The following is an 11,495-nucleotide window of genomic DNA, read 5'->3' on the forward strand; positions in this document are numbered from 1 at the left end:
GCTGAGGACGCAGGTCCAGACAGGAGCGCAGCGATGTCCCAGAGCGCGATCACCTCGATGCGCGCGGTCCCCGGCAGCACACCCGAGGAACGCGCGGCCCAGGGCAAGGAGGCCCGGAGCCGCTCGCCGCGGTCGGGGCACGCCGTGTACCGGCCGTCTCCGGACAGGCCGGACCCCCTGGCGATCCTGGAGGAGCAGTCCGCGGTCCGGGTGCCCGAGCTGGTGCCGATCCGCTACAGCAGGATGTCGGAGTCGCCGTTCCGGTTCTACCGGGGAGCCGCCGCGATCATGGCGTCCGACCTGGCCGGCAGTCCCGACTCGGGGGTCACGGTCCAGCTGTGCGGGGACGCGCACCTGCTCAACTTCCGGCTGCTGGCCTCTCCGGAGCGGCGGCTGATGTTCGACATCAACGACTTCGACGAGACCCTGCCCGGACCCTGGGAGTGGGACGTCAAACGGCTCTCGGCGAGTTTCGTCATCGCGGCCCGGGCGAACGGCTTCGATGACGCCGAGCGCGCGGGCATCGTGAGCGCCACGGTGCGCTCGTACCGCGAGGCGATGCGCGGCTTCGCCGGCATGGGCAACCTCGACGTCTGGTACGCGAAGATCGACGCGGACCGCCTGGAGGCCCTCACCACGGATCAGCTCGACAAGAGCGGACGGAAGAAGCTGGCCCGTGCGATGGAGAAGGCCCGTTCGCGGGACACGCTGCAGGTCTTCGACAAACTCACGGAGCTGGTCGGCGGCCGGCCGAGCATCGCGGCGGACCCCCCGCTGCTGGTACCGCTCGCGGACCTGATGCCGGACGTCGAGCGCGGGGAGCTCGAGAGCCGGTTCCGCCGCCTGCTGGACTCCTACGGCCTCACGATGGCGAGTGACCGGCGGGCGCTCCTGGAGGACTACCGGCTGGCGGACGTGGCCCGCAAGGTGGTCGGCGTCGGCAGCGTCGGAACCCGCTGCTGGATCCTGCTGCTGCTCGGCCGCGACGGCCGGGACCCCCTCTTCCTCCAGGCCAAGGAAGCCGACACCTCCGTGCTCGCCCCCCACATCGGCGCGAGCAGGTACCGAAACCAGGGCGAACGCGTGGTCTCGGGACAGCGGTTGATGCAGGCGGCGAGCGACATCTTCCTCGGCTGGGAGCGCGTGGACGGGATCGACGGCAAGCAGCGCGACTTCTACGTCCGCCAGTTGCGCGACTGGAAGGGCATCGCCATGCCGGAGACGATGCCGCCCGCACAGTTGCAGACGTTCGGCGAGCTGTGCGGCATCACCCTCGCCCGTGCGCACGCCCGGTCGGGCGACCGGATTGCGATCGCCGCGTACCTGGGCCGCAGCGAAGCCTTCGACCGGGCGCTCGTCACCTTCGCCGAGGCGTACGCCGACCAGAACGAACGCGACCACCAGGCCCTGGTCGACGCGGTACGGGCGGGCCGGCTGCCGGCGCAGGAACTGCCGGAGGCCTGACCGCGTCACGCTCACGGCAAGCCGTCGGCAGGGTTCGTCAGGGAGCCGCGGCTGCTCCTGCTCCCGGGCCGCCGGTTTCCTCGGGCTGTTCGGAGAGCGGGGCGGGGGGATGCGCCGTGCCGGCCGGGAGCAGTTCGGTCGTGACGAAGGAGATCACGGCCGCGAGGATGGCGATGGGGATCATGGCGGAGCTGCCCAGCAGCAGCACGACGAGGACCACGCTGCTGACCGGCAGCCGCATCACGGCGGCGGTGGCCGCCGCCATGCCCGCCGCCATGGCCGGTACGGCGCCCAGGCCGGGCAGGGGAGCCACGAGCGCTCCGGCCGCCGCTCCGAGGAAGACGGCGGGGAAGATGGCGCCGCCGCGCATGCTGCCGAGGCAGAGCGCGTAGGCGAGGGTCTTGAGGAGCAGGACGGCGATCAGCGCGCCCACGCCCCAGGCCTGCGGGTCGGCGGCCAGCTCGCCGAGGGTGGCCTGGCCCGACAGGGCGACGTCCGCGGGCGTGCGGCCGGTGATCAGCGCGTAGACGGCGGCGCAGGCCGCGGCGCCCAGCGCGCACAGGACGGTGCGGGGCAGCACCCGGCCGGAGACGAAGGCGGCGACCCGCCGGCCCGCCTCCAGGACCGGGTTCAGGAGCACGGCGAGGACGAGGGCGATGAGCAGGGTCCAGAGCACGTCCGCCGGGTCCAGGCGGGGCAGGGGCGTGGGCAGCGTGAGGTTGAGGCTGCCGGTCTCCAGGCCGGTCCACTGTCCGAAGCCGGTGAAGACCAGGGCCCCGATTCCGCTGGAGAGCAGGGCGGGGAGCATGACCGCGAAGAGCTGCGGACCGCCGATCCCCGACACCTCGATGAGGAGTACGGCGGCGATCAGCGGGTTGCCGAAGATCGCCGCGATGGCGGCTGCCGCACCGGCCGCGCCCAGCAGCGCGGTGATCTGAGGGGTCGCCGGGGTCCGTGTGAGGTCCCGGAAGAGCAGGGCCAGGCCGCCACCGAGGGCGACCAGGGGTGCCTCCGGTCCCAGGACCGCGCCCAGGGGCAGGCTCGCGGCCGCGGCGAGCACCACGCCCGGCAGCGCGGCCGGGGTCGTCGCGCCCGCGTGCAGGCCGCCGGCGGGTATGTGGCCGCCCCCGCCGGTGAGCCGGCCGGCGATCAGGCCGACGATCAGGCCGGCGATGAGCAGCAGGGGCAGCGGCCACCACCAGGGGGCCTCGTCCCAGCCCAGGTGGTGCGGAAGCTCCGACCAGAAGACGTTCTGCAGTTCGTGGAGTCCGACGAGGAACCAGAACGCGATGAGCGACACCGGAATGCCGATGAGGGCCGAGTAGACGAGGATCATGACGTAGCCGGGAGCGTGGAGGATCTCCCGCAGCCGGTCCGCCTCCTGCGGCTGACCGCTGGGGGCGTCAACGGGTCGAGGACTCGGCTCCTTCATGGAATGCCTTCTTCCTGGTGCCTGGCCGCGAGGTCCTTCGAGGCAGCCACCAGTGCTGCGGTGCCGACGGCGACCCCTGCGCCGCCGGCCGGACGCAGCGGCCGGGGCGGCCGGACCATTCGTCTCGATGATCCCTCCGGCCGGCGGTATCCGCCGCCGGAAGGTTCGTGGCTGCTGCACCAAGTCACGGTCTCTGCATCGATGGCGCCGCGACAGCCGAGGCCAAGGGCGAGGACCCGCCGCTCTCCAGAGAGGCCCCGGAGGGTCAGAGCGTCTCGCTCAGCGAGTCCGCCAGGCGCCGCCGTGCCGCCCGTGTCGCCGGGAGCGCAGCAGCCGCCACCGCGCCCAGCACCGCCCCGACGATCACCGTCAACAGCACGGGAAGCGGGGGCGGTTGCGCGATCCCCGCGCCGATGCCACTCGACGCGCCCTGGGTGTCCACCAGCCAACTGCCCGACAGCACACCCACCGTCGTGCCCACCACGGCGGATACGAGCGCCGTCAGGCCGGCGGCCGTCACGATCATCGATCCGATCTGCCGGGGCGTCAGACCGATCGCCTTCAGCGCGAGCAGGTCGCGGCCCCGGTCGCGTACGCCGGTGCTGATCAGCGTCAGCAGTTCGGTCAGCCCGATCAGGGCCAGCACCGCGATCAGGGCGGCGATCACCCCGCGTGCCGGTTCCAGCCGGTCGGCCGGATTCGGTGTCTCCCGGATCTCCAGCGTTCCACCGGCCGCCGCGGCGAGCGCGCCGCTCACCGCGCGGGGGTCCGCCCCCTCGCGCAGCACCAAGGCGTGGAAGGCGGGCCGCAGCTGCGGATCGCGCTCCCGCAGGGCGTCGATGGTCGTGGTGATCACCCGGCCGCCCGATTCGGGTTCGAGGGTGCGGCCCACGAGGTGGAGGATCTGCGGCCGCCCCTCGACGGTCATCCGCACCCAGTCGCCGACCCGCACCCCGAGGAGATCCAGCAGCCCTTGTCCGGCCACCGCCTCGTCCGGCCCGTCGACCGCGCGCCCTTCCACGACCGCGGAGGGATACGGGTGCCGGGCCGTGCCCAGCCCGCGGAGCGTGATGGTGTCGGTCTGCCCCGGCGCGAGCGCCGCCATCTCCGCGCCCGGATGGACCGCGGCGACGTCCGCGATCGCCGCGAGGCTCTTCTCCAGCTCCGGGTCCGACGGCCCGGCAGGCTGCTGGGCCCGTACGGTCAGTGCCGCGGGCAGTCCCATCTGCGCCGGCCGGCTGCGGAACTGGTCCAGCGTCGACCAGGCGACGAGAGCGATCGTGATGAGCATCAGCGGCAGGGCCAGCCGGGCCACCGGGATGACCGTCCGGCCGCGTCGCGCGAACGCCGCACGCCACCCCAGGACCAGGGCCGGGGGAACCCGCATCCCGAGGGCCCGCCTGCCGAGTGCGGTCATCGGCGCGGCGGAGGGCAACGCGGCCCGTGCCACCGGCACCGGTGGGACCCGTCCGGCCCGCCATGCCGAGAGTCCGGTGGCAGCCGCGATCAGCAGGACCGCGCCGCAGGGGATGCCGATCATCAGCGCGGTGTGGCCGGGCAGGTCCTCCCACACCGCCGCCGCCTCGCCGATCCGCCCCGGTATCCGCGCGCCCAGCAGGGCGATGGCCGCCGTGCCGAGGGCCGTGCCGAGGAGCGCGAAGGCCAGGTGCTGCACGAGGAACCCGCGGGTCACCTGGCCGGGGGTGAAGCCCACGGCCTTGAGGATGGCGATGTCCCTCAGCTGCCCACGGACCCGGGCGCCGATGGCTCCGGACGCGGCGAGCGCCGCCGCGAGCAGGGCGCCGAGCCCGAAGACGGCGAACATCCGGCCGAGGAGCTGGTCGTCGCCGCCTGCCTCGGCCCGTGTCTGCTGCCACTTGGTGACCTGGGCCACCCGGTCGGCACCGAGGACGGTCACGGCGCGCTGGACCATGAAGTCGGTGTCGTTCGGATCCTCCAGGCGCAGGCCCACGCTCTGCCCGGTGTCGCCGGGGGCGATCCCGTCGAGAGTGCCGGGGAGCACCCAGCCGATGCCCGGTCCGCCCCCGGGCCGGTAGTGCGGCTCGGCCGCCTCGGCTATCCCGCTCACCTGCAGCGCGCGCGGGGCGCCGGCCGGCCCGGTGACCCGCACCGTGTCGCCCGGCTCGGCCCACAGCGCCCGCGCGACGGAGCTCTCCAGCACGACGGTGCCGGCCCCGCCGCCGCCGTCCGGCGGGGCCAGCCAGCTGCCCGCGGTGACGATCGGCAGTCCCGTCCCCGGCGGCTCCACCGCGGCCGCGCGCAGCGTCACCCCGGCCCGCGCGCCGCGCGACTCGACGGTCGTCGCCGCCGTGCGGTAGGGCCCCGAGAGGGCGGCGATCCCGTCCACGCCGGTCAGGGCGTCCAGGTCCGCCCCGGCGCGGGTGTGCAGCCAGATGTGCGCGCCCTGGGACTGGTTGAAGATCCGCTGCCAGGGGTTCGCGGCGTAGCTGAACAGCGCGCCGGCCAGGAGGAGCGAGGCGATGATCCCGGCGCTGGCCAGTACGACGAAGAGGGCTTCGCCGCGATGCGCGCGGAGGTCGGCGTGCGCCCAGCGCAGCGTGGCCCGCACGGTCACTCCTTCAGTTCGAGTACGCCACGGACACCACGGGCCGGCTCGCGGCGCCCGTCGCCGAGCTGTGCGTCGTCGGCGATGCGCCCGTCGAAGAAGCTGATGACGCGGTCGGCGGCGCTGGCCATCCGGGCGTCATGGGTCACCATCATGATCGTCTGGCCACGCTGGTGGAACCGGGAGAGCAGCCGCAGCACCTCGCGGGTTCCCTTGCTGTCGAGGCTGCCGGCCGGCTCGTCGGCGAGCAGCAGTGCGGGGTGGTTGACCAGCGCCCGGGCGAGCGCGACCCGCTGTTGTTCGCCGCCCGACAGCTCGCCGGGCATCGACCGCTCACGGCCTTCCAGACCGAGTTCGGCGAGCAGTTCCGCGCGGGAGTCACGGGCGGCCTTCGGGGAGACGCCGGCGAGGAGAGCCGGGAGCTCGACGTTGTCGGCGACCGTGAGGTTGGAGACCAGGTTGAAGAACTGGAAGACGACGCCGATGCTGCGCCGCCTGAGGACCGCCCAGCGCGCCTCGCGGTACTCGTCGACCCGCTGTCCGCCGATCCAGAGCTTGCCGCCGTCGGGCCGCTGGAGGCCGCCGACCAGGTGCAGCAGTGTCGACTTGCCGGCTCCCGACGGCCCGGTGACCGCGACGAACTCGCCCGGCTGGACGGCCAGGTCCACCCCGCGCACGGCGTGCACCGGCGCGCCCTCGCCGTGGTGGGTCTTGGTCAGGCCCTCGGCGCGGACGATGGGTACCGCAGGAGCGATGGTGGCGTCGTCGCTCATTCCAGCTCCTCCTGGCAGCGTTCCAGCCAGTCGAGGTCGGCCTGCAGGTGCAGCATGGCGCCCTCGATCAGCAGTTGGGAGATCTTGTTGTCGCGGTCCTCGGCCGCGGCCAGCTTCGACAGGTCCCGCATGGTGTTGAGGTACTGCCGCCGCTGCTTGTTGATCAGCGCGACCGGGTCGGCCAGACCCGACTCCGGCGCGAGAGCGAGCTTCATGAAGAACTCGTCCCGTACCCGGGGTTCCTCGGCGGTGTCCTCGAACCAGGCCAGCACGGTCTCGTGCCCGGCGTCCGTCAGCCGGTAGGTGCGCTTGTTGGGCCGGCCCGACTGCTCGACTTCCTCGCCGTCGATCAGACCGCTCTTCTCCAGCCGGCCGAGGGTGACGTAGACCTGGCCGACGTTGGGCTGAGGGTACGCGGCGCCCAAGAGCTTCTCAAGGTCCTGCTTGAGCTCGTAACCGTGAGCGGGGCCACGGGCGAGGAGTGCCAGGAGCGCCAGCCGCACTCGCTCCCCCCTCCTTCCCGCTCCGTAGTCAACTGTTCACCCGGCATCGGGCCAGTGGCCATCGCCACCCGTCTTGTCTGCCTGGGCGTCTAGTATCGCCCATGCCTAACGGGTATATATAGGCCGCGATGGTCGGCGGCGCAGCCGGATCGTGCACTGGGAGGAACCTATGCGGTGGACACGTGCCGCGGGTAGAGCTCTCCTGGTCGCGGCGGTGGTGCTGGCGGGATACGCCGGTTTCGGCGTCCGTGCGGACGCGGGAGCGGCCTCCGGGGCCCGCGGCCCCCTCACGCTCGTGACGGCGGGCGATCTGACCGACTACCTCCCCCCGCTGCTGGACGACTGGAACGAGAGCCATCCCGGCGAGCGCGTCACGCTCGTCGAGCTGCCCGACTCGGCGGACGAGACCCGGGCCCAGATGATCAGCGAACTGAGATCGGGCAACAACCGGTTCGACGTGCTGAACATCGACGTCGCCTGGACGTCCGAGTTCGCGGCCGCCGGATGGATCTCCCCGCTCCGGCGCGACCGCTTCCCCCTGGACACCTTCCTGCGGCCGGTCGTCGACACCGCGACCTTCGACGGCCGGCTGTACGCGGTCCCGTACGTCACCAACGCGGGACTGCTCTACTACCGCAAGGACGTGCTGGACGAGGAAGGCGAGGAGCCGCCGCGCACCTGGGCGGACCTCGTCCGCCAGGCGCGCACGATCGCCCCGAAGCACGGGCTGGACGGCTACGCCGGCCAGTTCCTGCCGTACGAGGGGCTCACCGTCAACGTCACCGAGGCCGTGCACTCGGCGGGCGGTTCGATCCTGCAGGGCGACGGCGCCCGGGTGACCGTGGACTCGGACGCGGCGCGCGCCGGACTGCGCTTCCTCGCGGACGGCGTCCGGGACGGCTGGATCTCCCGCGACGCGCTCGGCTACAAGGAGGAGGAGTCCCGGCAGGCGTTCCAGGACGGCCGGCTGCTCTTCCTGCGGAACTGGCCCTATCTGTACGCGGACGCGAGCGCGGAAGGGTCGAAGGTCGCGGGCCGGTTCGGCGCCGTGCCGCTGCCCGGACCCGACGGGCCCGGCACCAGCGTGCTGGGCGGCTCCAACCTCGCCGTCAGCAGCAGTGCGCGGCATCCCGCGTCGGCGGCCGATCTCATCTCCTACCTCACGAGCGAACGGGTCCAGCGGCAGGTGCTCACCGAGGGCTCGCTGCCACCGGTGCGCGCCGCGCTGTACGAGGATCCCGAGCTGATCCGCGCGTATCCGTACCTGCCCACGCTCCGCCAGAGCGTGCTGTCGGCGGCGCCGCGCCCCAAGAGCCCGCGCTACGACCAGGTGAGCCTCGCCGTGCAGGCCTCGGCGCAGGACCTGATGGCGCTGCGCCACACACCCGAGCAGGCGGTGGCGCGGCTTGCGCGCGAGCTCGGGACCATCTCCCGCAAGCGCTGATCGCACTCCGGCACCTCCCTCAGGGCTCCTACTTACATGTTAAGTAGGAGCCCTTTCTTGTGCACCTGGGCATTTCGTAGCAAACCACCCCAGCTTTCGGCTGTTTCTGGACACATCGTTGACACATTCCGGTCGCTCCTACTTAACATGCATGCATAACAGCGCACCTGATCCAGGGCGCTCTCGCATTCAGCAGAGACAGGTCGACGCGAGATGCTCAGCACCCTTCCGGCCGGCACCGGCCACCCCTCCCGCACCGCCACCGCACCTGACTCCTGGTGGCGCGACGCGGTGATCTACCAGGTCTACGTCCGCAGCTTCCTCGACAGCACCGGGGACGGCATCGGCGACCTGGCCGGCGTACGGGCCGGGCTTCCCTACCTCCGGAAGCTCGGTGTCGACGGCATCTGGCTCAGCCCCTTCTATCCGTCCCCGCAGCACGACCACGGCTACGACGTCGCCGACTACTGCGGCGTCGATCCCGTCTACGGCGACCTCGCCGAATTCGACCGGCTGGTGGCCGACACCCACCGCCTCGGACTCAAGCTGCTCCTCGACATCGTTCCCAACCACTGCTCCAGCGAGCACCCGTGGTTCCGCGAAGCGCTGGCCGCGGGGCCTGGCAGCGCGCCGCGCTCCCGGTTCCACTTCGCGCCCGGCCGAGGCCCGGACGGGGCGGAGCCGCCCAACAACTGGCGCGCCATGTTCGGCGGTCCCGCCTGGAGCCGGATCACCGAGCCCGACGGCACCCCCGGCGAGTGGTACCTGCACCTCTTCACGCCCGAGCAGCCCGACCTGAACTGGCGCGACCCGGCCGTGGGCGACGACTTCGAGCGGGTGCTGCGCTTCTGGCTGGACCGCGGCGTCGACGGCTTCCGGATCGACGTCGCCGCCGGACTGTTCAAGCACCCCGAGATGCCCGACTCGGACGATCCCGAAGCCGACGAGCGGGCCCGCGACGCCGTCAACCAGCTGGCGTGGAACCAGCCCGAGGTCCACGGCGTATGGCGCCGCTGGCGCGCGGTCTGCGAGGAGTACACCGCCGGGGACGGCCACGAGCGACTGCTCGTCGGCGAGGTGTCCGTGCCGACCGCACGCGAGCACGCCGAGTACGTCCGCCCCGACGAACTGCACCAGGCGTTCTTCTTCGACCTGCTCAGCGCACCCTGGGACGCCGAGGCCTTCCGCGCGACGATCACCGAGGCGATGCGCGACATCGCCGGCACCGGCTCCACCGTCACCTGGGTCCTCAACAACCACGACCAGGTCCGCACGGTCACCCGCTACGCGGGCGAGCCCGGGGTGGAGGGCAGCGGACTGGGCGCCGCCCGGGCCCGCGCGGCGGCCCTCCTGATGCTCGCCCTGCCCGGCGCCGCCTACGTCTACCAGGGCGAGGAGCTCGGCCTCCCGGAGGTCCTCGACCTGCCCGACGAGGTCCTCACCGACCCGATCTTCCGCCGCACCGGCAGCCGCAAGCACGTACGGGACGGCTGCCGCGTGCCCCTGCCCTGGTCCGGACACGCCTCCCCGTTCGGCTTCAGCCAGGAGGCGGTCGGCGCCAAGCCGTGGCTGCCGCAGCCCGAGTGGTTCGCCGAGCACGCGACCGACCGTGCCCTCGCCGACACCCGTTCCTTCTGGCACCTCTACCGCGACGGCCTCCAGCTGCGGCGCACCCTGCCGCAGCTCGGCGACGGCACCCTGCGCTGGCTCGACGCCCCGGCGCACGTGCTGGCGATCGCCCGCGGCGACGGCCTGGTCTGCGCGGTCAACTTCGGCACGGAGCCGGTGCCCGCCCCGGTCCCCGGCACTCCGCTGCTCGCCAGCGGCCCCTGCCCCGACGGGGTGCTCCCCGCGGCGACCGCGGCCTGGTGGGCGGGCGAGCACCCGGCCCCGTAACCCGTAGACCCCGAGCCCCTCCGCCCTCCCCCTCAGCCCCTCACCTCCTCGAAAGGACTCCTCATGCGACGACCCGGCAAGACGACCCGTCGGAGTGCCGCCACCGCGACGGCGGCCCTCGCCCTCGCCCTCTCCACCACCGCCTGCGGCGGCGCCACCGGAACCGCGAGCGGCGGCGAACTCAGCGGCCAGACCGTCACCGTGGCAGGCGTCTGGACCGGCGCCGAGCAGCAGAGCTTCAAGAAGGTCCTCGACGCCTTCACCGAGAAGACCGGCGCCAAGACGGTCTTCGTCCCCTCCGGCGACAACGTCTCCACCTTCGTCGGCAGCAAGATCGAAGGCGGCAACGCGCCCGACGTGGTGATGGTTCCCCAGGTGGGCGTGCTCCAGCAGTTCGCGAAGGAGGGCTGGCTCCAGCCCCTGTCCGACCAGACCGCCCAGACGGTCGGATCCACCCTCGCCCCGGTGTGGAAGAACTACGGCACCGTCGACGGCACGTACTACGGCCTCTACTTCAAGGCCGCCCACAAGTCCACGGTGTGGTACGCCCCCGAGGCCTTCGCCCAGGCCGGCGTCGGCGAACCCAAGAGCTACAGCGACCTGCTGAAGACCGGCCGCACCCTCGCGGACTCCGGCCGCCCGGCCTTCGCCATAGCCGGCGAGGACGGCTGGACCCTCACCGACTGGTTCGAGAACATCTACCTCTCCCAGGCCGGGCCGGAGAAGTACGACCAGCTCGCCCAGCACAAGCTGAAGTGGACCGACGAGAGCGTCGTCCGGGCCCTGACCACCCTCGGGGAACTGTTCAAGGACAAGCAGCTCGTCGCCGGCGGCGCCCAGACGGCACTGGGCACCGACTTCCCCTCTTCGGTCGCGCAGGTGTTCGGCCCGGAGCCCAAGGCTGCCATGGTCTACGAGGGCGACTTCGTCGGCGGCGTCGCCAAGGGACAGTTCGGCAAGAAGCTCGGGCAGGACGCCAAGTTCTTCCCGTTCCCCTCGGTCGACGGCGGTAGGGCGCCCGTCGTCAGCGGCGGCGACGCGGCGGTCGTCCTCAAGGACGGCAAGAACGGCAAGGCCGGAATGAAGCTGGTCGAGTTCCTGGCGAGCTCCGAGGCCGCCGAGGTCTGGGCCGGCGCGGGCGGCTTCCTGTCCCCGAACAACGAGGTCGACTTCGCCAAGTACAGCGACGACACCACGCGCAGCACCGCCAACTCGCTGATCGCGGCGGGCAACTCGATCCGCTTCGACATGTCGGACCAGGCTCCGGCCGCCTTCGGCGGCACCAAGGGCGCGGGCGAGTGGAAGCTCCTCCAGGACTTCCTGCGCGACCCCTCGGACCCGCAGGGCACCGCCGTCAAGCTCGAGGCCGAGGCCGCCAAGGCCTACGGAAACTGAG

The 11,495-nt window shown here is 72.5% G+C and carries 8 protein-coding genes; 4 read left to right on the plus strand and 4 right to left on the minus strand.

Going from position 1 to position 11,495, the window contains the following annotated elements:
• The first annotated feature begins 33 nt into the window (after window positions 1-33).
• Window positions 34-1,464, plus strand: coding sequence for a DUF2252 domain-containing protein (locus tag ACIPYQ_RS23965; protein WP_401254607.1), 1,431 nt, complete (start codon window positions 34-36; stop codon window positions 1,462-1,464).
• Window positions 1,465-1,501: 37 nt separating this feature from the next.
• On the opposite strand, the gene ACIPYQ_RS23970 is transcribed toward ACIPYQ_RS23965, so the two are convergent.
• From ACIPYQ_RS23970 to ACIPYQ_RS23985, 4 genes are all read right to left on the minus strand, one after another.
• Complete coding sequence (locus tag ACIPYQ_RS23970; RefSeq protein WP_401254610.1) at window positions 1,502-2,896, minus strand: chloride channel protein; 1,395 nt, start codon at window positions 2,894-2,896, stop codon at window positions 1,502-1,504.
• Window positions 2,897-3,161: 265 nt separating this feature from the next.
• Entirely contained in the window at window positions 3,162-5,486 is a 2,325-nt protein-coding gene (locus ACIPYQ_RS23975; RefSeq protein WP_401254613.1) for an FtsX-like permease family protein, read from the minus strand.
• Window positions 5,487-5,488: 2 nt separating this feature from the next.
• Complete coding sequence (locus ACIPYQ_RS23980; RefSeq protein WP_361766236.1) at window positions 5,489-6,256, minus strand: ABC transporter ATP-binding protein; 768 nt, start codon at window positions 6,254-6,256, stop codon at window positions 5,489-5,491.
• Window positions 6,253-6,759, minus strand: a complete 507-nt coding sequence (locus ACIPYQ_RS23985) for a PadR family transcriptional regulator (protein ID WP_361766233.1) — start codon at window positions 6,757-6,759, stop codon at window positions 6,253-6,255. Before ACIPYQ_RS23985 ends, ACIPYQ_RS23980 begins: the two co-directional genes overlap by 4 nt.
• Window positions 6,760-6,928: 169 nt before the next feature.
• Here ACIPYQ_RS23985 and ACIPYQ_RS23990 point away from each other — a divergent pair, with 169 nt between their 5' ends.
• The 3 genes from ACIPYQ_RS23990 to ACIPYQ_RS24000 all read left to right on the plus strand — a co-directional run bounded on the left by ACIPYQ_RS23990 (window position 6,929) and on the right by ACIPYQ_RS24000 (window position 11,494).
• Complete coding sequence (locus tag ACIPYQ_RS23990) at window positions 6,929-8,203, plus strand: ABC transporter substrate-binding protein (RefSeq protein WP_401254618.1); 1,275 nt, start codon at window positions 6,929-6,931, stop codon at window positions 8,201-8,203.
• A gap of 213 nt (window positions 8,204-8,416) precedes the next feature.
• The gene (locus ACIPYQ_RS23995; RefSeq protein ID WP_401254621.1) at window positions 8,417-10,099 is read left to right on the plus strand and encodes a glycoside hydrolase family 13 protein; all 1,683 of its coding nucleotides are present in this window, start codon (window positions 8,417-8,419) and stop codon (window positions 10,097-10,099) included.
• A gap of 63 nt (window positions 10,100-10,162) precedes the next feature.
• Entirely contained in the window at window positions 10,163-11,494 is a 1,332-nt protein-coding gene (locus ACIPYQ_RS24000; RefSeq protein ID WP_401254624.1) for an ABC transporter substrate-binding protein, read from the plus strand.
• Window position 11,495 lies beyond the last annotated feature (1 nt).

The sequence above is a fragment of the Streptomyces sp. NPDC090045 genome, from assembly GCF_044747975.1.
In the GTDB taxonomy this organism is placed as follows: Bacteria; Actinomycetota; Actinomycetes; order Streptomycetales; family Streptomycetaceae; genus Streptomyces.

Excerpts from the sequence above, each read along its gene's own strand:
- ACIPYQ_RS23980 (WP_361766236.1), bottom strand. The coding sequence starts at position 6,256 with ATGAGCGACGACGCCACCATCGCTCCTGCGGTACCCATCGTCCGCGCC.
- ACIPYQ_RS23970 (WP_401254610.1), bottom strand. The coding sequence starts at position 2,896 with ATGAAGGAGCCGAGTCCTCGACCCGTTGACGCCCCCAGCGGTCAGCCG.
- ACIPYQ_RS23965 (WP_401254607.1), top strand. The coding sequence starts at position 34 with ATGTCCCAGAGCGCGATCACCTCGATGCGCGCGGTCCCCGGCAGCACA.
- ACIPYQ_RS23990 (WP_401254618.1), top strand. The coding sequence starts at position 6,929 with ATGCGGTGGACACGTGCCGCGGGTAGAGCTCTCCTGGTCGCGGCGGTG.
- ACIPYQ_RS23995 (WP_401254621.1), top strand. The coding sequence starts at position 8,417 with ATGCTCAGCACCCTTCCGGCCGGCACCGGCCACCCCTCCCGCACCGCC.
- ACIPYQ_RS24000 (WP_401254624.1), top strand. The coding sequence starts at position 10,163 with ATGCGACGACCCGGCAAGACGACCCGTCGGAGTGCCGCCACCGCGACG.